We start from the raw sequence: 22,487 nt of genomic DNA, 5'->3' as shown, positions 1-22,487 counted from the left end.
CTTGGTGCCTGGTTTCAGCGTAGAATACGCGTAAATTTAAAAAGTCCTAAGGGAATTACCCATGAGAAGAGCCGTTATTACGGGTATCGGTGTAGTGTCAAGCATCGGTAACAACAAGCAAGAAGTACTAGAATCTTTGAAAGCGGGTAAAAGTGGTATCGCTTTTAACCAAGAGTTCGCAGACATGAATCTGCGTAGCCAGGTATCGGGCAAGCTGGATATTGACGTAAAGTCTCTGGTTGACCGTAAAGCACATCGCTTTATGGGAGATGCAGCTGCATTTTCTTATATTTCAATGGCGCAAGCGATTGAAGACTCAGGTCTGGCACCTGAGCAGGTGTCTAATGAGCGTACTGGCCTTATTGTTGGCTCCGGTGGTGGTTCATCTAAGTATCAGGTTGAAGCCGCAGACATTCTGCGCGAGAAAGGCGTTAAGCGCGTTGGTCCTTATATGGTACCGCGTACTATGGCCAGTACTGCGTCTGCCTGTCTTGCTACACCGTTTAAAATTAAAGGTGTTAACTACTCTATCAGCTCTGCGTGTGCGACTTCTGCGCACTGTATTGGTAATGCGGTAGAGCAAATTCAGCTGGGCAAACAAGATGTGATCTTCGCCGGTGGTGGTGAAGAGCTGCACTGGACCCTGGCTATGGAATTCGATGCGATGGGTGCATTGTCTACCAAGTATAACGAAGCACCAGAAACGGCGTCACGTACTTACGATGCAAACCGTGACGGTTTCGTTATCTCCGGCGGTGGCGGTATCGTCGTGGTTGAAGAGCTTGAGCACGCACTGGCACGTGGTGCGCACATCTATGCTGAAATCGTAGGTTACGGCGCAACGTCTGATGGCTATGACATGGTTGCACCGTCTGGCGAAGGTGCTGTGAGATGTATGAAGCAAGCTATGCAGGATCTCGAAGGTCCAATCGACTACCTGAACACCCATGGTACGTCAACGCCGGTTGGGGATGTGAAAGAGCTGGGTGCTATCCAGGAGCTGTTTGGTGACAATTCTCCGGCGATCAGTGCGACTAAGGCAATGACTGGTCACGCGCTGGGTGCTGCAGGTGTTCACGAAGCGATTTACTCCTTGCTGATGCTGGAAAATAACTTCATTGCACCGTCTATCAACATTGATGAGCTGGACGAGCAGGCACAAGGTCTGGATATTGTGACTGAAATGCGCGAGCGTGAGCTGAACACTGTGATGTCTAACAGCTTCGGCTTTGGCGGCACCAACGCGACTTTGGTGATGCAAAAGTATAAGGGTTAATGGCGATTGTCATTAACCAAAAAAACCGCCAAAAGGCGGTTTTTTTATGGGTGTCTGACAGCCGTTAAGCTTTGTGTTTCATCAGACGCTCTTTGTCACGCGACCAGTCTCTGTCTTTGATGTCGGCGCGCTTATCATGCATCTTCTTACCTTTGGCCAAATGGAACTCAAGTTTTACCCAGCACTTTTTCCAGTACATGGCGGTGGCGACCAGTGAAAAGCCATCGCGCTCGGTTGCACCGATCAGGCGGTCAATTTCACGCTTTTTAAGCAGCAGCTTACGATAACGCATAGGGTCGCAAATAACGTGCGTTGAGGCGCTGTTTAACGGTTGAATTTGACTGGCAAGCAAAAAGGCTTCGCCGTCTTTGAGGTGAATATAAGTATCGGTGATATTGACCTTACCAGCTCGGATGCTTTTTACTTCCCAGCCCTGGAGTTCAATACCGGCTTCGAACTTGTCGTGTAAAAAATACTCATGACGCGCCTTTTTATTCAGCGCTATGGTATTGCTATTTGATTTGTTTGGTTTTTTCTTTGCCATAATGGCGTAGTCTACCTTGTATATCGGCGCGGATCAAAAATTGTGGTTATTTTCCCCCAGTCGACTGTCACAAACAAGATAAATCTTGAAAACCTTGGTAAAATCGCTTTGTTAGAGTTTGGAGAGCGTATGCCACAAGTAGAAAAAAGTGCGTTAGTGATGTACAGCACACAAGAGATGTTTAACTTGGTCAATGATGTTGACGCTTACCCCGCATTTTTGCCTCATTGTTCCGGGGCGCGGGTGATTGATACTTCGGATCAGGGCATGACTGCAAGCCTAGAAATCTCTAAGGCGGGCCTGACCAAATGGTTTACGACTAAGAATCAGTATGAAGGCAACCGAGTCAGAATGCAGCTGGTCGACGGACCGTTCAAATCCTTGCATGGATATTGGGAGTTTATTGAGTTGGATGAGCAGGCCTGTAAAGTGTGCCTGAAGCTTGAGTTTGAATTTGCCAACAAGTTAATTGAGCTGGCGTTTGGTCGTATTTTCAATGAAGTGGCGAAGAACATGGTATCGGCCTTTACACAGCGGGCTAAAACTGTATACGGAGTGCGCTCATGATCCAGGTTGAAGTGGTATTTGCCTTGCCCGAAAAGGCCACAACACTCAGTGTTGATGTGGCTGAAGGCACCTCGGTAGAGCAGGTTGTGCTGCAAAGTGGTATTTTAGAGCGTTGCCCGGAAATTGATCCGACCAATCTGAGCCTGGGTGTCTGGAACAGAACGGTAAAGTTAAATCATGTGGTACGCGACGGAGATCGGGTTGAGGTGTATCGTCCGCTGATAGCCGACCCCAAAGAAGCGCGTCGCCGCCGGGCTGAAAAAGCCAAAGAGGAAGGGCGTGCCAATAAAATAACCGGTGGCCGCCCGCTGTCGAACTAATGCTTATAATGCATAGATAACATCAGGCCACTGATTTATGCGTTTATGCGCTGTGGCCTGCGTAACTTATTTCTCTTCGTCCTTCTGCTCACCTTGCTCGTAAGCTGCCTTTTCATCCGCTAAGTCTTGCTTCAGTTTGCGGATTTTCAATCCCAGTTCCTGGCCTCTGTGTCTGGCGTAATACGTACAGCCAATAAACATACAGGTGGCAAAAAACAACTCGAGTAAGATCAAAGGCATTTCTTCAGGAGATACCCATAATAAGGTGAGCCCGTGTGTAAAGTAGATCAGCACAATGAAATTGGCCCAGGCATAGGTGTAAGGTTTGTCCTGAATAATGCCTTTTAGTGGGAACAGCAGGGGTAGAATATATACTGCAAATACAAAGCCTGTGCTGTAGCCTTCACGCGGTGCCAACACAAACAACCACAGGGGCATGAGAATTAACAAGCCAACATACCCGATAAGGGCTGAGGCCTGAAAGCGTTTTGTAACAGGTTTTTTAGGGATCTGGCTCATGATAATTTATTGCTAATGGTAAACAGTCGTTTTGCAAGTGCCCGGCAGATTTTCAGCTCAGTGTCTGTCAGCTCGTTGCTGTTGTCCATGCCGGCGACATGGGTTGCGCCATAGGGCGTGCCACCACTGGTGGTTGACAGCAACTCAGGCACATCATACGGGACACCCATCAACAGCATGCCATGATGTAGCAGTGGCAGTGAGAGATTAAGTAAGGTCGCTTCATTACCGCCATGCATGCTGCTGGAGGATGAAAATACACAGGCTGGTTTGTCGATAAGCTGGCCTTTAAGCCAGATATCACTGGTTGTCTCCCAGAAGGTTTTCGCCTGCGATGCCATCATGCCAAAGCGCGTTGGTGTGCCAAAGGCTAGTGCATCGCAGTCAATGAGATCTTGCTTAGACACCACAATGTCATGAGCTTGTTTTGCGACAAAAGTACGCAGTCTGACTTGTGCGCCATGAAACTCCAGGGTTTCTGCAATTTCATGCGCCATGGCTGCAACAGAGCCATGGCTGGAATGATATAAAACTAAGATCTCAGGCATAGGATCACAGAATATCCAGAACAGATTCAGGTGGGCGGCCAATGGCGGCTTTGTCACCTTTCACGACGATTGGTCTTTCGATTAATTTGGGGTTTTCCAGCATTGCTTGACGAATACGCGCTTCGTCACTGTCTTTGCTCAAGCCCAGCTCTTTATAAATCGTTTCTTTGCTGCGTACCAACTGGTGTGCAGAAGTAAAGCCTAATTTTTGTAGCAGAGCACTCAGGGTGTCTTCACTAATTGGTGTTTTAAGATACTCGACAATCTCAGGTTGAACGTCTTGAGACTCCAGCAAAGCCAGAGTTTCGCGAGATTTTGAGCAACGTGGGTTGTGGTAAATCGTAACTGACATATAAGATCCTTTACGGTATTAATACTTATCTGATTCAGCGCAAATTGTACCGTATCCTGTCAGCTATGCCTACGTTTTTCAGGTCAAGAGCCCCTGATGCTTTGAGGGGGAGGAGTGTCCGGGGTCGACCAGATTTACCCTGAGCGTATGGTTTTTCCCGTTTACGCTCAGGGGGTCCTGACTTAGAGTTTAGCCAGCTCTTTTTGCATATCCCTGTACTGAGTCAGCAAGGCTTTTAAGCGCAGCCGGCGCACAGTCTCTTCTTTTTCAACGTGGTTAAGCGCCTTTTGAATTTCATCTGCTGCCCGCATAAAGGCACCATAGTGACTGAGTAAGCTGGCTTGGCTTTCATGATAGTCAGCTTTGGCGTCCATTTTTTTGTAGGTATCCGTGAGCAGTTGCCGTGCAAGAACATGCCCCGGCTTTTCCAGTAAAAAGACTTTCAGAAGTTGCTCGGCCAGCTTATATTGCTCGCTTTTAATAGCGACGTTGGCGTAATTGAGCGTGATAACCTGATTGTTGGGCCTAAGCTCATGTTTTTCACCTAACAGCTTAGTGATCGCTGTATAGTCTTTTTTTGCCAGTAGCAGATCGGTGTATACGTCCAGATAGAAGAGGTTGTTGGGCTCAGCATTTATCAGCTTGTCCATCAAGCTTTGTGCCTTGTCCAGTTTTTTCTGATCCAGGTAAGTGATGGCCAGTCCATATTCCAGTGCACTTTTGTCCAAGTCGGAGGATTGTTTCAATGCCTGTTCAAAATAGGCTTGTGCTGCCTTACCCTCCAATTGGTATCTGGCGATAACCCGACTTTTAGCAAGCTGGAACTGTTGACTTTTTGGTACATATCTTTGTTGATATTGCTGCGCACGCAGACGTACGTCTGAAACCCGGGAGTCGGGTAGTGGGTGAGACATTAAAAAGACGGGCGCTTTGTTTTTGAAACGCACCTGGGCGGCCAGTTTGCTCAAAAACTCACTGGAGGCGTTTGGATCAAAGCCCGCATTATAAAGTGTCTGCATACCAAAACGGTCGGCTTCTTGTTCAGCTTTTCGGCTGTGAGTAAGCTGGCTCAGTGCGGACTGAGTCGAACTGGCAGACAGGATAGCCATGCCTGCGTCAGGAGCGATCACGGTGGCCAGAATACCGGTGATCATACCCGCAATTGTCAGCGCGCTGTTGTCTTTTGCTTGCTGGATCCTGCGTGCCAGGTGACGTTGTGTCACGTGGGCGATTTCGTGACCCAGTACTGAGGCAAATTGACTTTCGTTGTCGGCCTGTGCCATCAGCCCGGTGTGCACGCCCACATGGCCACCATAAAACGCAAAGGCGTTTATATCTTTATTTTCAATCCAAAAAAATGAAAAGGGGAAGCGGACATCATTGGCGTTGGCAACGAGCTTATTACCTAGCGCTGAGAGATATTCATCAAGTACCGGATCCTGTACAAGCTTAGAACCTGAGCGGATCTGCATCATCATGATCTCGCCGATGGCTTGTTCTTTATCTATGGGGAGCACTTGTACCGCAGAAGTGCCCAAATCGGGTAATTTTAATGAGGACTGAGTGAAGCCTGAGGTCGAAACAGTCAGTGACAAGGCACACACAGATGCCTGAAACAGTTTTTTTAACTGCATTCTAATCCTTATTCATATCATCGCCGAGCATGATTTTGGCAATGTCCACTTCATCGCTGCATGCCCGTGCGTCTTTTTCGCATAACATATAAAAGTCTTTTATTGAGACCCCATCGACCTTAATAACGTTCAATTCTCGTTGCAGCATGGCCAATGTTTTGTGCACCACTTTATGCGCATGCAGGATAAGCGCTTTGTCTGCGGTATCGCCCCGGTCAAAATAAAAAGCGATAAATTTATGGAGCTGATTGAAACGCAACAGGACTTTCATGGTATGTGGGTCCCAGACGTTAAACTCAAGATATTTGTTGTCTTTGAGGTATCTGTCGACTTTAACCCCTTTGGCAATGGGGTAAGCCCATAGCTCAAAACCGCGGTCTGTAAATACCTGGTGTAAAGACAAAGCAGGCGCTTTATCACAGTGAATAAGACCGTTTTGATCTTCATATCCGCCGAGCAAAGATAAGTTCCAGTTCCGTTTGTCTAGTAAACGTTTAACGGCATGATCAAATCCATGTTGAAAAATCCCTTCGCCTTCGCTAACCGAAGAGGCGACAAGATGGTAAAATGGCGGCAACTCACCCCAGTTAATTTGTTTTTTATACCAGTTTATTTCTTTTAAGGTTGGGTTGTCAGGCAAACGCGCCTTGTTGTTCGCACCAGGCATGTGAAAATCCGAAAAAACACTATCTCTGTTATAAGGATAACGCATTGACCGAGTTCAGGCTATACGGTTTGCTGACAGAGTAAATCTGAAACGTGCTAAGGCACAGAAAGAGAGTTGTAATAGGTTGAAAGTAGAATTAAATAAGGCCCTAGCAGAGTGATAGAATATGATTTACGCCCTTTGCGGTGTCCGCAGCTTTTTGTCCAGTTTAAGTGGCAGCTTAAACAGGCGAACATTAAAGCTGATGCCGTGCGATTTTTTTACACTAAAGAACAAGACCTGCGAGATATAATGCGCTATTTAGACAGTCAAGATATGGTATTTCAGCATAATCAACAGTCAGAACCATTTTTTATACAAGTGGAGTGTGTAAATGATTGAACTCATTAAGTCCTGGTATCGGGCCAAGTTTTCAGATCCTAACTCAGTGACACTGTTGCTGATGTTGCTTGCGATGGCCGCGCTGCTGTATTTCTTTGGGACTTTTATCATCCCGGTATTAGTGGCAATAGTGATCGCCTACCTGTTAGACTGGCCGGTTACTCGTCTACAGCGGTTTGTGCCTAGCCGACAGATGGCAACCAATATTGTTATGCTGGTATTTGTGAGTGTCATGCTGGCGTTGATGTTTGGTATTTTACCGGTGTTGTGGACACAAACCAGTAATCTGGTGCAAGAAGCACCGACAATGATTGAAGAGGGTAAATACTATTTGCTGCATTTGCCTGATAACTATCCAAACCTTATCTCTGCAGAGCAGGTGCAAAATCTGGTTGGGACGGTTGAAACTAAGTTGTTTGAATTCGGACAACAGCTAGTGTCTGCGTCTCTGACTTCGATTAAAGACGTGGTGGCCTGGCTGATTTATTTGGTGCTGGTGCCCTTGTTAGTGTTTTTCATGCTCAAGGATAAAAGCCAGTTAACCACGGGCCTACTGCAGTTGGTGCCAAAAGAAAGACGTCTTATTAATCAGGTTTGGGAAGAAATGGACCACCAAATCATGAACTACATTCGGGGTAAAGTATTTGAGATCATCATAGTGGGTTTATCCAGCTTTGTGGCGTTTACCATTTTGGATCTGCGTTATGCCGCGTTACTCGGCACGTTGGTTGGGTTTTCGGTTTTGATCCCTTTCATTGGGGCTGCTGTGGTCACTTTGCCCGTTGCTGCGGTTGCGCTGTTCCAGTTTGGTATTGCACCTGAGTTTTGGACTGTGTTAGTGGTCTACGGCGTGATCCAGGCATTAGATGGTAATGTCCTGGTGCCTTTATTGTTTTCTGAGGCGGTTGATCTCAATCCAGTCTACATCATCGTTGCCGTGTTATTTTTTGGCGGTCTATGGGGGTTTTGGGGCGTGTTCTTCGCAATTCCACTGGCCTCGCTAGTAAAAGCACTTCTCAATGCCTGGTCAACTCAGCATCAGGAATATCTAGCCTCTGAGGCCGACTGATCCTTTATCGTCTGACAGGTGGCGCATTCGCGCTACCTGTTCTGCTTGTCTATCTCCCCGAATGTTATCTTGTACCATTTTGGAATAACGATCTTCATTTATACAGCAAATGATTATTATGCTTGCTCCCCCTTTTGTGTAGAATGGAATATGATATTCTATATTGTTATAAAGGAGCGCCGTGTGATCCAGTCTGAGCAAGACCAATTAATCTACCTCGATGCTAATGCCACTACACCGGTATTACCCGAGATTGCCAAAGTCGTGGTACATACCATGCAAGTTTGTTTTGGTAATCCCTCTAGCGCCCATATTACGGGGGTTCAAGCTAAGCATCTGATGGAAGAGGCCAGAAATAAGGGTCGGGAGGTGATTGGGGCAACAAGTGGCGAATTGCTGTTTACCTCAGGCGCGACAGAAGGAATACAGACTGCCATTGTTTCTGCGCTAAGCGATTACGTTCAGCAAAGTAACAAACAGTATGCACACCCCGTTCTGATGTACGGCGCGACAGAACACAAGGCGGTGCCAAATACGCTAAAACACTGGAACCGCTTACTTGGCCTGAATGCTCAGATTCTGGAAATCCCGGTAGACTCGAAAGGGTTACTGGATCTGGACTTTATCGCCGAGCATATTGAGCAAGCCGTGATGATCTGTACTATGGCTGCGAACAACGAAACGGGAGTTAAGCAGGATCTGGCTCGTCTGGAGCAGGTGATCCGCGAAGGTAACACGCAAACAGCCTGGATGGTAGATTGTGTGCAGGCGCTGGGTAAACTGCCGCTTAAGCTGTCTCAAACTACGATTGATTACGCCCCGTTTTCTGGACATAAACTCTATGCACCGAAAGGGATTGGGTTTTTATACATTCGCAACGGCAGTCCCTATACACCCTTTATCGCAGGAGGCGGCCAGGAATCGGGCATGCGTTCTGGTACAGAGAATATCCCGGGTATCGCCGCGCTTAGCAAACTGTTTGATATGTTGCTGGACAAAGAAAATTCTCCTTTTAATCCGGTTGCACAACTTGAAAAGCATCGCAGTATGCTGGCTGAAGCCGTGGAGACAACGTTTAAACAAGTCACCTTTCACCATGATTTTGCGCTGTCGGTCCCGACAACACTGAATTTTTCGGTAGACCACCTGACCAGCAAAGAGGTGATTGACCTGCTGGATGCGGCGGGTATTCGGGTTAGCGGTGGCTCCGCCTGTAGTTCGGGTTCCAGCCGAAGCTTTGTTCTGGATGCGATGAATGCGCCTGACTGGCACAGCGAGAATGCCATCCGGCTCTCATTTGGACCTGCTGATAGTGAAGCCCAGATCCGTCATGCCTGTGATACGCTGAAAAGTTTAAAGCCAATATTGGAGAACAATTGCCTGGTGGTATCGGATAGCACAGCACCTGAGCAGGAAGCGTGTGCGGTTGGGTTAACTCAGCTACGTCATCAAGGCGCTTGCTGTTGGTTGTATGTGACGACCGATAAACAAGCGGTGATCATTGATCCGGTTCCGGAGTTGGTGCCCAGGTTGCAACGTTTACTTGACAAGCAGGGGTTGGGTTGCAGTGCATTGCTTAAGACGTACTTGAGCGAACAAGCTGCTGATGCCGTGAACCTGTTGGCACATAATTTGACCGATGAAAGAGCGAGAGATGAGTTTGGTTGGCCTGAAGGTGAGCCCGACGGTTTGCTACAGGGGGCTCTGAAAAAGCTCTCTCAGGCAGATAGCAATTCCCAAGAGCGCTGTTACCTGCTTATGCAGGGTGAAGATGTATCTGCCTGTTTTGTTGGTAAGTTACTACTACCTCAGGGATTGGGCGACAGTCAGGGGGAAACTTCACGAGCGATGTCAATGGCGGCAAATTTACTGCGTCTTAACGAGGTACTTGATGACAATAGTCTGATATGTAGCGCATTAGATTATCAGCAGTGTTTTGCAATTAACTGGCATGCTCAGGTACAGATCAGTCCACTCTTGGGGCGGTTGCTGAATGGAGCATGTTCTACAGATGAGTTTGTTGAGCAAAAAGTCGCGATTGATCGTGACTCAACCACATTCAGAGAGCGATTCCTTGGTGCACTGATGGACTCGGCAGTGCCATCGGTTCAGTCGCTCAATAAAGCCGCTGCTGAAGATTGGTTGCACTCTCATCAGGGCGTAATTATTGACTGTCGCGAACCATATGAGTCAGATGTATCGAGACGTGGGATCACGGAGTTGTTCGGTGAGTTGGCTTCCGGCAGGGTGTTGAATATCCCACTGAGCAGAATGACGGATGTGCTTAGCAATGGTGCTTTGAATTCATCGCAGCATTACCTGTTAGTATGTCGAACAGGAAATCGCTCTATGCAAGCTGGTAACACACTTGCTTTGCTTGGCTTTGACAAGGTGGTCAACCTGGCAGGTGGGTTGGCGCTGAACTGATGCATGTGTGCCCCGGCCTGACCGGGGCATGTTGTTAACGAGGTGCCGGGCCGGTACTTTCCCGTACCACCATATTTGGTGTAAACGTGGTGACGATGTCTTTGTCGTGATTACGGCTACCGCGGGTTTTAGAAAACAACAGCCGTGCAGCATGTTCCGATATCACGTTATTGGCCTGATGCGCAGTCGTTAATTTTGGCCATGTCTGGCGTGAGAAGGGAGAGTCCTCAAACCCGGAAATGGACAGCTGAGCGGGTATCTCGATATTCATTAAACGTGCAGCAAATAGCGCCCCTGCGGCCACCTCATCGTTACCGCCTAAAATTGCGGTGATCTGATTAGGGTTACCATCTTTGAGTAATGCTTTTGCGCCGTTAACACCGGATTCGAAAGAGTAGGTGCCTTTATGTATAAAGTCTTCGTTGCAGGCTATCTGGTGATCGGCTAAGGCTTGTTTATAACCTGCCAGTCGTTCAGTTGTTGATTTGTGTTCCTCATCACCACAAACAAAGGCAATGTGTTTGTGTCCAAGCGTTATCAAATGTTCTGTTATTTCATAAGCGGCAGCAAAGTCATCAACATAAATACAGTTTCTGGCGTTTTCTTCCTGCTCGTTGTGACCAGACAGCAAGCGAACATAGCTCACCCCCAGTTCATCCAGCATATCAATGATGGGTTGTTGCTCTGATAAAGGCGGGGTTAATACCAGTCCGGCAAGGCGTGAACGCTTAATCATAGTGGCAATCTCTGCCTGCATATCTTCGCGCTGTGCGTTGCAAGGGTGGATCACCAGCTCGTATCCTTCTTCTTTGCACCGAGATAAAACACCATTTTGCATATCTATGATGTAGTAGGCATTGGGGTTATCGTAAACCAGACCAATGGCAAATGAAGATGTACCGGCCAGGTTTCGTGCGGCAGTATTGGGTTGGTAGTTCAGCTCTTTGACGGCTTGCATCACCTGATCATAGGTCTTTTTGCGTACCGATGGTTCCTTGTTGATCACGCGCGATACGGTTTTCATCGACACGCCTGCATGTTTTGCTACATCGTTGATGGTTACTTTCATCTTGTTTTTCTTCTGTGAGAGAAGGTGGTACTATATTGTGTACAAGCGACTAACTGCGTACTTTATAGCGCGATCATTGCGCATTTCTGATGACTCGCAGTCGGGTTTTTACTCGGTATAGTCCGTGCCTTGATTTCATAAAATGATCATTTACTGCTTCTAGTCTATCCAATTTACTCTCAAATTAGCAGCAAAAAATCTACCAAATAAATTAATGATACCGGTGTCAAAAAGTCAAAATTCGGGTATTATGCGCAATGTAAAATTGATTATTAGCTATTTGACAGCGTTGTCATTTTAACTTATGTTTAACGCAATACACCGTTTAACACTTGTGATAATTACAATTTTTATTGTTTTGAAAACGCATCGTCACTAGGGGAATTTTTATGAGTTGCCGTACACAACTACAGAGTTGGCAGGCTTTAACAACAGCATCAGAGCAGCTGAAGACACAACATCTTAAATCTCTGTTTGAGCAAGACCCAGACAGATTTGAACTGTTTTCTCGCCAGATCCCGGGCTTGTTGTTTGATTTCTCTAAGCAACTCATAGACAAAGACACGTTTGCTCAGCTCATTAAATTAGCGCAGGAATGTGATCTGGCCCAGTGGCGAGACAAGCTGTTTGCGGGTGAAAAGATCAATATCACCGAAGACCGTGCTGTTTTGCATGTCGCGTTGCGTAACCGCGCTAATACACCTGTCTATGTTGATGGCGAAAACGTCATGGACCAGGTGAATACAGAACTTGAGAAAATCAAGGCTTTCAGTCATAAAGTGCGCAGTGGTGACTGGCGTGGTTATACTGGCAAGTCGGTTAAGGATGTTGTGGCAATTGGGGTAGGTGGCTCAAACCTGGGTCCTCAGATGGTCACTGAAGCGCTCAGCTCATATGCTGACGATACGCTTAAGGTCCATTACGTATCTAATGTCGATGGTGTTCAATTGGCCCATGTATTAGATAAAGTATCTCCTGAAACGACTTTGTTTGTTATTTCATCGAAGACATTTACGACGTCAGAAACTATGACAAATGCACGCTCATCTGTTGCCTGGTTTCTGGATGCCGCACAAGACGAAGCCGAAGTAGCTAAGCATTTTGTAGCGGTCAGCACAAACCTTGAGAAGACCCGGGCATTCGGTATCGCCGACGAAAATGTATTCACAATGTGGGATTGGGTGGGGGGTCGTTTCTCTTTGTGGAGTGCCATCGGTTTACCCATCGCGTTATATCTTGGCTACGACAAATTCGAAGCTATTTTAGAGGGCGCCTTTGAGGTTGACGAACACTTTAAAAATGCACCGCTTGAGCAGAATATTCCGTTGATTATGGCGTTGTTGAGCGTTTGGAATACCAGCTTTCTGGGTTATCAGTCGCAAGCCATTTTACCTTATGATCAGGCGTTACACATGCTGCCCGCTTACTTACAGCAGGGCGAGATGGAAAGTAACGGTAAACATGTCACCTTTGGCGGACATACAGTACCTTACACAACCGTGCCACTGATCTGGGGCATGACGGGCATTAACGGCCAGCACGCATTTTATCAGTGTCTGCATCAGGGGAACGTGATTGTACCTGCTGATTTTATCGCCTCAGTAAAACCACAGCGCAATGTTGATAAACACCACGATATTTTACTGTCCAATTTCTTCGCTCAGACAGAAGCGCTGATGGCGGGTGTGAATGAGCAACAGGTGCGCGAAGACTTGGCGAAAAAAGGTAAGTCGGAAGCTGAAATTGAGCGTCTGCTGCCGCATAAAATCCACGAAGGAAACCGACCAACAACGTCGATGATCCTGGATGAAGTCGATGCCAAAGCGGTTGGTCGCCTGATTGCGTTATATGAACATAAAATATTCTGCCAAGGCATTATACTGGAGATTTGTTCATTTGATCAGTGGGGTGTTGAGTTGGGCAAAGGGCTCGCCAGCGCCATAGAGGCAGAGCTGACGCAAGAAGGGGTGGAGCACGCACATGACAGCTCCACAGCCGGATTGATTGCGTACTATAAACAGAATAGATCATAAAAACTGACAACTAAACGCAGTGTCAGGTGTCCGATTGCTACCAGGACACGAACGAAAAGAATACCTTTGAACGGGTAGCGCTGGAGTGCTTAGGGCCTGTATTTTTGTGAGAGGAATTACAGTGCCCCTAAGGCTCATTTTTTCAAATTTATTCGCTTTGTCATAACTAAGAACGGGCAAGCGGGTAAACTGGCTTTGTCAGAGCCAACAAGCAGTGACGGGCAGACTCTTATTGGGGATGTATGACGTAGTCGTCACGACGAAGTACATACAGACGTATCAAATCGGCAATACGTTATCATCCCGACGGAACTTCGGCACAATAAATCAGTTACCATTATAAGTACTGTCAGGTTGTGCAATCGAATTCAAATCTAGCATGAAAGCAGTGTTTGCTAGTCTACAGTCAGACTGGAAAACGGTTTTAACCAACGAGCGTGTGATGCACTGATGTGCTACGCGCCTAACCTTGTGAGACATAATTATGCTTAATCCTTTTGATATCGTAATTTTTGGTGGGGGCGGCGACTTAGCGTTACGAAAGTTGTTACCTGCAATGTATCGTGCGTATCAAGAAGGTAATTTACCTGAAGGCTCACGCGTATTGCCTACCGTCCGTGCACAAGAACAAAGAGAACAATACCTCGCAACGGCAGAGCAGGCACTCCAATCTCACCTTAGTGAAGGAGAGTTTAATGCCAAAGACTGGAAAGCCTTTTCGCAATTTCTGGTGCCTGTGGTTGTTAATGTAACAGCGGCAGATGATAACTGGGATGTGCTGAAAGATATTCTGGACACAGATGGTGAGGAAAAGTCTCGTGTCTTCTATTTATCTTTGCCTCCTGCGGTATATGGTACCTGCTGTGAATTGTTATCGCAGAAAAACCTGATCACTGAAAATGCTCGCGTAGTGGTTGAAAAGCCGATTGGTTATTGTGGTAAATCAGCGGAAGAAATCAATGGTAAGATTGCGCAGTTTTTTGAAGAGAGCCAGATCTTCCGTATTGACCACTACTTAGGTAAAGAAACCGTACAAAACCTGATGGCATTGCGTTTTGCTAATGCTTTGTTTGAAAACCTCTGGGACGCCAAGTCCATTGACAACATTCAGATCAGCATTTCAGAAACCGTAGGCCTGGAGAGTCGTGCAGGCTTTTATGATAAGGCTGGTGCATTGCGCGATATGGTCCAAAACCACTTGTTGCAGTTGCTATGCCTCGTTGCAATGGAATCTCCATCAAAATTAAATGCCAATAGTATTCGTGCCGAGAAGCTTAAAGTGCTTGAAGCGTTGCGTCCTTTGATCGGTGAAGATGTCGATGACAATGTGGTACGTGGTCAGTATGTACCGGGTGACCTGAACGGCAAACTCGTGCCGGGCTACCTTGAAGAGCTGGGTGAAGGCTCCAGTACTACAGAAACCTTTGTGGCCATCCGTGCACATATCGATAACTGGCGCTGGGCAGGTGTACCATTTTACCTTAGAACAGGTAAACGGATGAAAAAGCGCTGTGCTGAGATAGTGGTTGAATACAAGCCGGTTTCTCACAATGTTTACGATCCTAGCGTGGGTCCGATCCAGCCAAACCGCCTCGAGATCAGACTGCAGCCTGAAGAAAGTATCCAGTTAACTTTGATGTCAAAACGTCTTGATAACCTGGAAATGCAGCTACAACCGGTTACGTTGAACATTGAGTTAAGTCAGCAATACAGCAAGGGGTTCCATTCAGATGCGTACAAACGCCTGATGCTGGATGCGGCAGCAAATAACCCGGCACTGTTTATTCACCGTGATGAAGTACGTCAAGCCTGGCAATGGATTGACCCTATTGTTGCGCGTTGGCAGGAAAAGGGCACACCTTCACTTTATCGTGCAGGCTCATGGGGTCCTGAAGCGGCTGATGAGTTGTTGGAAGAAAATAACCATGCCTGGTTCAATGTAGGAGAAAAAGCATAATGGCACAGCTGAACGAAGCGTTTTTTGATAGCAAAGAGGCGATGACGGAAAAACTGGCTGAGCTTTTGAGTAGCACACTCAGTCGTGCCATTGAGTCAGACGGTCGTGCAACTATGCTGGTATCAGGTGGCTCGTCACCGGCACCTGCGTACCAACACTTGTCAAATCTGCCACTGTCATGGGACAAGGTCACCGTTGCTATGGTTGATGAGCGCTGGGTAGACGCGGATCATGAAAAGTCCAACGAAGCTTTCATCAACGCAACCTTGTTACAAAACGAAGCAAGTTGTGCTGAGTTTGTGACCATGAAAAACGCCGAAGCAACGGCACAGTCTGGTCAGGCTAGGTGTGAAAAAGCCTATGCCGCACTGAAAGCGCCTTTCGATATTACTATTCTTGGCATGGGCCCGGATGGTCATACTGCCTCTTTGTTCCCTCACGCAGAAGGGCTTGAGCAGGCATTACAAACGTCTGATCTTGTTTGTGCAATCAATGCGAAACAAAGTGAAGTAACAGGCAGTATCACTGAGCGTATGAGCCTCACACTGGCAGGCATTGCTCATACAAAGCATGCCGTGTTACTTATCAGTGGAGAGGCAAAGCGCGCAGTGTATGAAGAAGCCAAGCAACCTGGCTCTGAACTCGACATTCCATTGCGGGCTGTGCTAAATCATCCACAGCTTGAGCTCAGCGTTTTCTGGTGCCCATAATCAGCCACGCAGAATCGTATGATTAAAAAAGCACGTCAAAAGCGTGCTTTTTTAATGTCCGGAAAATAATCGTCAGAAGAAGCGACTTAAAAAAAGAGAGGCGGTGTTGCCTCTCTAATCATTCGTTTTGACTCGTCTGTTTGTTACAGAGAATTGATAAAGACCAGTGCGATTGCCAACGGACAAACGAATTTGATGTACAGTGGCCAGATCCGCCAGAACAGGGATGATGCCACTTCCGGATGACCTTCCTGAATTTCGCTCAGTAGTTTCTGACGGTGCCAGATCCAGCCAACGAAAATACAGCAGAACATCCCAAGCAATGGCTGACCGAATTGCGTGGTAAGTTTAACAACCAGACCAAACAGGGCTGAGAAGTTGAGGATGATAGTCACGCTCACGGTTGCAATAATGCCACCAATGATCCAGGTCGCTTGTGTTCTGGCTAAAGCAAACTTTTCGACTGCGTATGACACCGGAGCCTCCAGCATAGAAATAGAGCTGGTGAGTGCTGCAATGCTCATCAGAGCGAAAAAGGCAAAACCAACGAATACGCCCACACCACCCATACCTTCAAACAAGGCAGGCAGCACCTGAAATACTAAGGTATCTTCTGATAAGAGCTGTCCTGTAGCAGAGAAGATCTCTACTCCCTGAGCCTGTGCCACATACATTGCCGGGATAATAAGCAAGCCAGCAACAAAAGCAATAAAGACATCAATTAGGGTGACATAGGCGCCCAGGGAAACCAGGTTTTCCTGCTTACTGATATATGAACCATAAATGATCATAACACTGGTACCCAGCGACAGAGAGAAGAAAGCTTGACCGAGTGCACTGACAAGTAACCCCGGGTCGAGCAAAGACGAAAAATCAGGGACCAGATAGGCCTTTAAGCCGGTTGTTGCACCTTCCTGAGTAAGCACATACGCAATCAAAGAGAATAGTATAAGCAACAGGGCAGGCATCAGACGTTTAGACCATTTCTCAATGCCATTTTCGACCCCTTTACTAATGATTGAGATGGTCAACGCGACGAAAATTAGGGTAAAGCTGAGGTCTCTTACCAGAGATTGCTCTGACAACCATTGAGCGGCACCTGTGGCACCAACTGTGTTAGCGACAGGCTCTATCGTGGCACTGAGCATCCAGCCTGCCACAATGGCGTAAAAGCTCAGGATCAGTCCGGCACAAATGATGCCGCCAAAGCCGACGAAGAACGCGAATTTTTTTTGTATGGGGTTGTTTCCAAGCTTTTGTAAAGAAGAGACCGCATTTGCCTGGCCGTGACGGCCAATCACCAGTTCAGCCATCAATGCGGGGTAAGCCAGACAAAACGCCAGGATCAAATACATTAATACAAAAGCGGCCCCCCCATTACTGGCGGTTTGAGTCGGGAAACCCCAAATGTTTCCCAGGCCAACAGCAGAGCCTGCTGCAGCCATAATGAATCCGAAGCGAGAGCTGAACTCTCCGCGCACAGTGCTCATATTGTTATACTTCTCTTTTTTAAAGACGGCGGCAACAATCTACTGTAATTAAAAGGAAATAAAAAGGCCTAAATTGCATTGATCTAACACAAGTTTTTGCTTAAATCCTGAGCGTAATCTGAAAAATCCAGTACAGTGTCCGCGTTTGGCTAGTATCTAGCTGATTTATAGCATAAATCTAACGCTTGTCAGTCAGCCTTGACAGTATTTCTCGGTGCTTTACAGGGAAAAGTTAGCGTGAATTTAGCGCCGCCCAGCAGGTCGGACCTGCTGACACTGGCCTGACCGTGGTGCCAGTCAACTACTTTCGCAACAATTGCTAAGCCCAGCCCATAGCTTTTACCTGCACGATTACGGTGGCCCTGTTCCTGAAAAAATGGGTTAAACACCTTAGCCCAGTTTTCTTCTTCTATACCTGGCCCATCATCTTCGACCCGTATTTCAATCTGATGATCCAATTGCTGTGCACTGACTATAATTTGTTTACTGGCAAAATCGCAGGCATTACTGAGCAAATTGGAGATGGCTCTCGCCAGCCAATGGGGGTCAGCATCTAACTGTAAGTGTGCTGGGACCGAGACACTGGCATTGATTTGTTTGTTCGTCAATTTGGGCGTCATTTGTTCAACCACGTGACGGATGTAATCGTCCAGTTGAGTGGGGGCGAACTTGAGCAGGTGTGATTTTTGTTCGAGTGTGGCAAAGGACAAATAGCTCGCCAACATGTCTTCCATCTGGTCGAGATCCTTTTCCATTCTGTGCATCAAGGCATGAACTTGCTCAATGTCGTCTTCCTCAAAAGCCGCATCAAAACCAAAGCGTAAACAGGCTACCGGAGTGCGAATATCATGAGATAAGCTGGAGGCCATGAGTTTGTTTTCAGCCAGCAGCTTTTCTATTTGATTTGCCATGCGGTTAAAGGTGAGTTCCAGATCCTTTATATAGGTGAAATGATTGACCTCTATTCGTGCGCTTAAATCGCCGCTGGCAAACTGTTTTGCTGCGCTTACCAACACGGCAAGTCGCTTGGCCAGTGGTGCCAAGATAACCCACATAAAGGTACAAATGCCTGCATAAAACGCCAAGGTGAGAAAGACATCAGAGTCGTACTGTTCAGGTGGCTTCTCTAATCTGAGTTCAAGATAGTCTGGTGCCAGAGAAGGGGCTGACTTTAACAGGTAATAGCCCATGTCATCCTCCAGCAGTAGCCCTTCAGGCTGCATCATCTGGTTTTTTAGCTCTACAGGGAGTGCCAGTGAATCGCCTGAGCTATAGGTGATGGGTAAGTCAAAGTCCTTACTGACCTGCTCCATATAGGCGGGCCGCAAAGTTTCCGGAATAGAAGCACTTTGATTGGTTACGCCATACAGCAACTTTGCCTGCCAGGCAAAGGCGTCTTCCGCAGGTTCAGCTTGTTGGCTCAGGGTATCAAGCAGCCAGCCCAGAACAACGATTGAGATAAGGGCGCTAGCTAAAAGATAAAGATAGAGCTTTTTCATTCACTACTCCAGAGACAGGCACGACTACATCAGGCGATACGAAGAGCGGCTGAGTCCGCACTTGAATGTGCGGACTGTGAGAGGCTAAACCCCTTGGTTTACCAGGCTGAAGGTACAAGCAAATAGCCTTTTCCCCAAATTGTTTTTATTTTTTCGGGGTTCTGAGGGTCATCGCCAAACTTTTTACGCAGGGCAGAAATGAGTACATCAACGCTGCGGTCCAGACCATCGTATTCACGCCCTTTAGTTGCCTTAAACACGGCATCGCGGGAAACCACTTCTCCGGCATTGCTGGCCAAAAAATGCAGTAACAGGTACTCGGCACTGGATACATTGATTTCCTGATCAGACACAATGACTTTTCGGGCTTGCGTATCAATACGCAGGTTCCCGACATTCAGCATGACAGCATTGGTATCGGAGTTCGACTCGTTGTCCTGGGCTACGCGCATATTTGCCTTGATCCTTGCCAGCAACGCACGAGGCCGAACGGGCTTGATGACATAATCACTGGCGCCGACTTCTAAACCAATCACCTCATCCATTTCTTCGTCTTTGGCTGTGAGCATAATGATGGGCTTGCTGTAAAACTGACGCAGCTCGCGGCATACACTGATGCCGTCTTGTCCAGGTAACATGATATCCAGCAACACCAGATCCGGCTCGTGTTGTTTGACCATACTGACAACCTGATCACCGCGATAACAACATTCTGTGGTGTAACCCTGATTATTCAGGTAATCGGCAACCCACTGCGCGAGTGACTCGTCATCTTCAACCAACAAAATCGTGCCGTATTGCTCCATTTGACTTCTCCTTAATTGCGCTTGCCAGAGTTACTGACCGACAAGGCTTCGTTAACTTTGCTTTAATTATGTTCTTGACTGCAATTATAAGTACGAATCGCGTAAAAAGTGTAATTAAGTGTGTGTTCTTGTTTTAGAACTTTAGTTAAAGCAATACATTAAGCTTTTCTATCAGGCCACGACTTAAGTGGTGCATCATATCACTGGTCAGGGCGCTGACTTCTGTCTTATTACAGGCGCCGGCTGTTTTCACAAGCGGAGATATTTGCGCTTCCACGCGATAGGGTGGGATCTCCACAGCTTGATTGTATCGGGCTCGACGGGCTTCTTCCTGATTTTGTTCAACGATAAATGATACTACAGCATGCTCGTTAGTCACTTTCTCTGTTTCTGTGAAGGTAAACTGTAACGGGATACCTTGGTACCCGGCGCTATTGATAGATGATTTAGCAAACCAGATGACATCGGATGATGATTTGTGCGTCAATCGCATACTTAAAGAAGCAACGATATTGCTACACTGCTTACTCGGAATAGTTTGAGCTAACTCTGCTATGTAGGGGTGTGGATCCTCAGGCTTGTTCAGCACATATACCTTGTCCTTACCAAAAGAAAGGTCAAGTTGCTGAACGACCAAATGATAATCGCTGCTTCTTTGTGCAACAACTGTCAAGCCTTTGTCTTTTAAAAGCTGGATAATCTGTTTGCGTAATGTATCCGTCATACTGACTTTACTGGTATCGATATAAACCGTGTTACCGCTTTTGACGGGGTGAGCAGGCAGCTGAACGGATTTAATGCGTGCAGACTCTAATTCGGTACTGTACGACAGTTGATATACTGATTTGGTTAACAGTGGCTTAGCCGGCACATCCAGTTTAGGTGCCATTGGCGGTGTTGCAATACACCCTGTCAATCCGGCCAAGGCAATAATTGAAAGCAAACAGCGCATGACTTATACCTCTAAATTTAGTTTTATAGTTCAGCACTTAGCTGCATTAAAACACGACAAATTCTTTGGCATTATCTCAGTGGCTGAGCAGAAAAAATTCTATCGTCAGCACGGATTGTCTGCGTGAGCAGTGCCAAACTTCATGATATTATGTGCAGCGTGTTAATGAATCGGATCATTATGAAGTCACTGCATCATCTTATTGTTATTGCATTCGCACTGACGACTTGGGTCGTTCAGGCTAACCCAGATAGCGAACAGCGGCGCTGGGAGCAATTTGTGAACGCATATTCTAAGCAACTCCAACAAAAACTAAAAGAAAAATCGATACCGGGCGCGGCATTGAGCATTGTACACCGTGAGCATGGTGATCATATTGCTGGGATAGGCCTGACCAAAGTCAGAAAAGGGCGAAAAGTCACAGCCAGTACACGTTTTCGTTTAGCGTCTGTTTCTAAAACATTTGCAGGTTCTCTGACTGCCAAGTTGGCCGCCCAGGGCGTGCTCGACATTGAAGATACGGTTGCAGAGCACCTGCCTATTTTCACCAAGAGTGCATATGGTGAAGCGAAGTTATACCACCTGTTGAGTCACTCCAGTGGTCTGGTACCCAATGCGTATGACAACTTGATTGAGTCCAGGATGAGCTATGACAAAATTTATCCGAAACTGGTTGATGTTGAGCACATTTGCAGACCTGGTATCTGCTACGGCTATCAGAATGTTATGTTCAGTCTCATCGGGGATGTGATTAAGCAAAGTACTCAGCTGAGTTACGAGTCCTGGCTTGAGCATTTTTTCTTTGAGCCTTTGGGTATGAAAGATGCGGGTTTAGGACATGCTCATATGACCAAAGACGATAATTTTGCAGCGCCTCATGTCAGGGGGAAAAAGCGCTGGCATACCGCAAAGCTAAAACCCCATTACTATAAAGTCGCCCCCGCAGCGGGGGTGAATGCCAGTGCCGCTGATATGAGCCAATGGTTAAAGGCGCAATTGGGTATCTATCCATCGGTACTGTCATTGGACGCACTGACCATTCAATCTCGTCCTTACACGCGCACAAAGCGTGAGCTGCGTCGACGTGTATGGCGTAATTACGTTGAGCAAGCGCATTATGGCCTGGGATGGCGCATATATAGTTTTGCTGGTGAATTAATGTACTACCACAGCGGTTGGGTGCAGGGGTACAGGACGGATGTGGCTGTGCTACCTGAGTTAGGGATTGGGTTTAGTCTGCTTCTGAATGCAGAAAGCGGTGTTATCAATGGCCTGAGCACAGAGTTTATTCGTCAGGCCATTGAGCTTAGCAGAACAGCTGAAACGCAGGCTGACGAATAGTCGGTCCTGCAGGCTGAAGACTACTGGCGAGGGAGTTGAATTTTTTTGTCTTCGCTTTGACGATATAGCACTATGATGTGCCCGATCACCTGAACTTTATGAGCGCCTGTTTCACGAACAATGGCATCAAAGATAAGCTGCTTAGTCTCACGGTCATTAGTTGGTACTTTTACTTTAATGAGCTCGTGAATGTCTAAACATTGCTCAATCTCTAACAGAACCCCCTCTGTCAGCCCGTTACCGCCGAGCAAAACAACAGGTTTTAGGTCGTGTGCTAACCCTTTTAGGTACTGCTTCTGTTTATTTGATAATGTCATATTGATACA

The 22,487-nt window shown here is 46.9% G+C and carries 21 protein-coding genes; 9 read left to right on the top strand and 12 right to left on the bottom strand.

Annotation, left to right across the window (positions count from 1 at the left end; all coding sequences use genetic code 11):
- The first annotated feature begins 61 nt into the window (after positions 1–61).
- A complete protein-coding gene (fabB, locus tag CWB98_RS19725; RefSeq protein ID WP_054017108.1) occupies positions 62–1,276 on the top strand; it encodes a beta-ketoacyl-ACP synthase I in 1,215 nt (404 codons plus the stop codon).
- A gap of 64 nt (positions 1,277–1,340) precedes the next feature.
- On the opposite strand, the gene smpB is transcribed toward fabB, so the two are convergent.
- The gene (gene smpB / locus CWB98_RS19720; protein ID WP_046004234.1) at positions 1,341–1,820 is read right to left on the bottom strand and encodes an SsrA-binding protein SmpB; all 480 of its coding nucleotides are present in this window, start codon (positions 1,818–1,820) and stop codon (positions 1,341–1,343) included.
- A 129-nt stretch (positions 1,821–1,949) separates the two neighbouring features.
- Between smpB and CWB98_RS19715 the strand changes: the two genes are divergently transcribed.
- Complete coding sequence (locus tag CWB98_RS19715) at positions 1,950–2,387, top strand: SRPBCC family protein (RefSeq protein WP_138546391.1); 438 nt, start codon at positions 1,950–1,952, stop codon at positions 2,385–2,387.
- On the top strand, positions 2,384–2,707 hold the full coding sequence (locus tag CWB98_RS19710; RefSeq protein ID WP_138546390.1) for an RnfH family protein: 324 nt from the start codon (positions 2,384–2,386) through the stop codon (positions 2,705–2,707). The genes CWB98_RS19715 and CWB98_RS19710 overlap by 4 nt, the downstream gene beginning before the upstream one ends.
- Before the next feature lie 66 nt (positions 2,708–2,773).
- On the opposite strand, the gene CWB98_RS19705 is transcribed toward CWB98_RS19710, so the two are convergent.
- The 5 genes from CWB98_RS19705 to CWB98_RS19685 all read right to left on the bottom strand — a co-directional run bounded on the left by CWB98_RS19705 (position 2,774) and on the right by CWB98_RS19685 (position 6,427).
- Positions 2,774–3,226, bottom strand: a complete 453-nt coding sequence (locus CWB98_RS19705) for a DUF2069 domain-containing protein (RefSeq protein ID WP_138546389.1) — start codon at positions 3,224–3,226, stop codon at positions 2,774–2,776.
- Positions 3,223–3,774 (bottom strand): NAD(P)H:quinone oxidoreductase, encoded by a 552-nt coding sequence (wrbA, locus tag CWB98_RS19700; protein ID WP_138546388.1) that lies wholly within the window; start codon positions 3,772–3,774, stop codon positions 3,223–3,225. Before wrbA ends, CWB98_RS19705 begins: the two co-directional genes overlap by 4 nt.
- 4 nt (positions 3,775–3,778) lie before the next feature.
- A complete protein-coding gene (gene arsC / locus CWB98_RS19695; protein WP_138546387.1) occupies positions 3,779–4,126 on the bottom strand; it encodes an arsenate reductase (glutaredoxin) in 348 nt (115 codons plus the stop codon).
- A 182-nt stretch (positions 4,127–4,308) separates the two neighbouring features.
- Complete coding sequence (locus CWB98_RS19690; protein WP_138546386.1) at positions 4,309–5,760, bottom strand: M48 family metalloprotease; 1,452 nt, start codon at positions 5,758–5,760, stop codon at positions 4,309–4,311.
- A 1-nt stretch (position 5,761) separates the two neighbouring features.
- On the bottom strand, positions 5,762–6,427 hold the full coding sequence (locus CWB98_RS19685; protein ID WP_138546385.1) for a hypothetical protein: 666 nt from the start codon (positions 6,425–6,427) through the stop codon (positions 5,762–5,764).
- A gap of 373 nt (positions 6,428–6,800) precedes the next feature.
- Between CWB98_RS19685 and CWB98_RS19680 the strand changes: the two genes are divergently transcribed.
- Together CWB98_RS19680 and CWB98_RS19675 are read left to right on the top strand one after the other, a co-directional pair.
- The gene (locus tag CWB98_RS19680; RefSeq protein ID WP_138546384.1) at positions 6,801–7,877 is read left to right on the top strand and encodes an AI-2E family transporter; all 1,077 of its coding nucleotides are present in this window, start codon (positions 6,801–6,803) and stop codon (positions 7,875–7,877) included.
- Between the two features lie 150 nt (positions 7,878–8,027).
- Entirely contained in the window at positions 8,028–10,304 is a 2,277-nt protein-coding gene (locus CWB98_RS19675) for an aminotransferase class V-fold PLP-dependent enzyme (RefSeq protein ID WP_138546383.1), read from the top strand.
- 34 nt (positions 10,305–10,338) lie between these two features.
- Here the strand turns inward: CWB98_RS19675 and CWB98_RS19670 are convergent, their stop codons facing one another.
- Positions 10,339–11,373 carry a LacI family DNA-binding transcriptional regulator gene (locus CWB98_RS19670; protein ID WP_138546382.1) on the bottom strand — a complete coding sequence of 345 codons (1,035 nt, stop codon included), beginning with the start codon at positions 11,371–11,373 and terminating at the stop codon, positions 10,339–10,341.
- 389 nt (positions 11,374–11,762) lie between these two features.
- On the opposite strand from CWB98_RS19670, the gene pgi reads away from it, so the two are divergent.
- The 3 genes from pgi to pgl all read left to right on the top strand — a co-directional run bounded on the left by pgi (position 11,763) and on the right by pgl (position 16,073).
- Positions 11,763–13,406 (top strand): glucose-6-phosphate isomerase, encoded by a 1,644-nt coding sequence (gene pgi, locus CWB98_RS19665; RefSeq protein WP_138546381.1) that lies wholly within the window; start codon positions 11,763–11,765, stop codon positions 13,404–13,406.
- Positions 13,407–13,890: 484 nt separating this feature from the next.
- A complete protein-coding gene (gene zwf, locus CWB98_RS19660; RefSeq protein WP_138546380.1) occupies positions 13,891–15,363 on the top strand; it encodes a glucose-6-phosphate dehydrogenase in 1,473 nt (490 codons plus the stop codon).
- Positions 15,363–16,073 carry a 6-phosphogluconolactonase gene (gene pgl / locus CWB98_RS19655; RefSeq protein ID WP_138546379.1) on the top strand — a complete coding sequence of 237 codons (711 nt, stop codon included), beginning with the start codon at positions 15,363–15,365 and terminating at the stop codon, positions 16,071–16,073. Before zwf ends, pgl begins: the two co-directional genes overlap by 1 nt.
- 143 nt (positions 16,074–16,216) lie before the next feature.
- On the opposite strand, the gene CWB98_RS19650 is transcribed toward pgl, so the two are convergent.
- From CWB98_RS19650 to CWB98_RS19635, 4 genes are all read right to left on the bottom strand, one after another.
- Positions 16,217–17,563 (bottom strand): sodium-dependent transporter, encoded by a 1,347-nt coding sequence (locus CWB98_RS19650; RefSeq protein WP_138546378.1) that lies wholly within the window; start codon positions 17,561–17,563, stop codon positions 16,217–16,219.
- A 188-nt stretch (positions 17,564–17,751) separates the two neighbouring features.
- On the bottom strand, positions 17,752–19,062 hold the full coding sequence (locus CWB98_RS19645) for a sensor histidine kinase (RefSeq protein WP_138546377.1): 1,311 nt from the start codon (positions 19,060–19,062) through the stop codon (positions 17,752–17,754).
- A gap of 98 nt (positions 19,063–19,160) precedes the next feature.
- Positions 19,161–19,868, bottom strand: coding sequence for a response regulator transcription factor (locus tag CWB98_RS19640; protein WP_138546376.1), 708 nt, complete (start codon positions 19,866–19,868; stop codon positions 19,161–19,163).
- 145 nt (positions 19,869–20,013) lie between these two features.
- Positions 20,014–20,820 carry a hypothetical protein gene (locus tag CWB98_RS19635; RefSeq protein ID WP_138546375.1) on the bottom strand — a complete coding sequence of 269 codons (807 nt, stop codon included), beginning with the start codon at positions 20,818–20,820 and terminating at the stop codon, positions 20,014–20,016.
- A gap of 180 nt (positions 20,821–21,000) precedes the next feature.
- Here CWB98_RS19635 and CWB98_RS19630 point away from each other — a divergent pair, with 180 nt between their 5' ends.
- Complete coding sequence (locus tag CWB98_RS19630; RefSeq protein ID WP_171045705.1) at positions 21,001–22,161, top strand: serine hydrolase domain-containing protein; 1,161 nt, start codon at positions 21,001–21,003, stop codon at positions 22,159–22,161.
- Between the two features lie 20 nt (positions 22,162–22,181).
- Here CWB98_RS19630 and yhbY read toward each other — a convergent pair whose 3' ends face one another.
- Positions 22,182–22,478 (bottom strand): ribosome assembly RNA-binding protein YhbY, encoded by a 297-nt coding sequence (yhbY, locus tag CWB98_RS19625; RefSeq protein WP_054017088.1) that lies wholly within the window; start codon positions 22,476–22,478, stop codon positions 22,182–22,184.
- Between the last annotated feature and the right edge of the window lie 9 nt (positions 22,479–22,487).

Source organism: Pseudoalteromonas rubra (assembly GCF_005887115.1).
Classification (GTDB): Bacteria; Pseudomonadota; Gammaproteobacteria; order Enterobacterales; family Alteromonadaceae; genus Pseudoalteromonas; species Pseudoalteromonas rubra_F.
Note: the sequence above shows the minus strand (reverse complement) of the source record. Positions and strands in the feature narration are given on the sequence as shown.

Bases quoted from the DNA above. Each gene is read 5' to 3' on its own strand.
- fabB (WP_054017108.1), top strand. From the start codon at position 62: ATGAGAAGAGCCGTTATTACGGGTATCGGTGTAGTGTCAAGCATCGGT.
- smpB (WP_046004234.1), bottom strand. From the start codon at position 1,820: ATGGCAAAGAAAAAACCAAACAAATCAAATAGCAATACCATAGCGCTG.
- CWB98_RS19715 (WP_138546391.1), top strand. From the start codon at position 1,950: ATGCCACAAGTAGAAAAAAGTGCGTTAGTGATGTACAGCACACAAGAG.
- CWB98_RS19710 (WP_138546390.1), top strand. From the start codon at position 2,384: ATGATCCAGGTTGAAGTGGTATTTGCCTTGCCCGAAAAGGCCACAACA.
- CWB98_RS19705 (WP_138546389.1), bottom strand. From the start codon at position 3,226: ATGAGCCAGATCCCTAAAAAACCTGTTACAAAACGCTTTCAGGCCTCA.
- wrbA (WP_138546388.1), bottom strand. From the start codon at position 3,774: ATGCCTGAGATCTTAGTTTTATATCATTCCAGCCATGGCTCTGTTGCA.
- arsC (WP_138546387.1), bottom strand. From the start codon at position 4,126: ATGTCAGTTACGATTTACCACAACCCACGTTGCTCAAAATCTCGCGAA.
- CWB98_RS19690 (WP_138546386.1), bottom strand. From the start codon at position 5,760: ATGCAGTTAAAAAAACTGTTTCAGGCATCTGTGTGTGCCTTGTCACTG.
- CWB98_RS19685 (WP_138546385.1), bottom strand. From the start codon at position 6,427: ATGCCTGGTGCGAACAACAAGGCGCGTTTGCCTGACAACCCAACCTTA.
- CWB98_RS19680 (WP_138546384.1), top strand. From the start codon at position 6,801: ATGATTGAACTCATTAAGTCCTGGTATCGGGCCAAGTTTTCAGATCCT.
- CWB98_RS19675 (WP_138546383.1), top strand. From the start codon at position 8,028: ATGATATTCTATATTGTTATAAAGGAGCGCCGTGTGATCCAGTCTGAG.
- CWB98_RS19670 (WP_138546382.1), bottom strand. From the start codon at position 11,373: ATGAAAGTAACCATCAACGATGTAGCAAAACATGCAGGCGTGTCGATG.
- pgi (WP_138546381.1), top strand. From the start codon at position 11,763: ATGAGTTGCCGTACACAACTACAGAGTTGGCAGGCTTTAACAACAGCA.
- zwf (WP_138546380.1), top strand. From the start codon at position 13,891: ATGCTTAATCCTTTTGATATCGTAATTTTTGGTGGGGGCGGCGACTTA.
- pgl (WP_138546379.1), top strand. From the start codon at position 15,363: ATGGCACAGCTGAACGAAGCGTTTTTTGATAGCAAAGAGGCGATGACG.
- CWB98_RS19650 (WP_138546378.1), bottom strand. From the start codon at position 17,563: ATGAGCACTGTGCGCGGAGAGTTCAGCTCTCGCTTCGGATTCATTATG.
- CWB98_RS19645 (WP_138546377.1), bottom strand. From the start codon at position 19,062: ATGAAAAAGCTCTATCTTTATCTTTTAGCTAGCGCCCTTATCTCAATC.
- CWB98_RS19640 (WP_138546376.1), bottom strand. From the start codon at position 19,868: ATGGAGCAATACGGCACGATTTTGTTGGTTGAAGATGACGAGTCACTC.
- CWB98_RS19635 (WP_138546375.1), bottom strand. From the start codon at position 20,820: ATGCGCTGTTTGCTTTCAATTATTGCCTTGGCCGGATTGACAGGGTGT.
- CWB98_RS19630 (WP_171045705.1), top strand. From the start codon at position 21,001: ATGAAGTCACTGCATCATCTTATTGTTATTGCATTCGCACTGACGACT.
- yhbY (WP_054017088.1), bottom strand. From the start codon at position 22,478: ATGACATTATCAAATAAACAGAAGCAGTACCTAAAAGGGTTAGCACAC.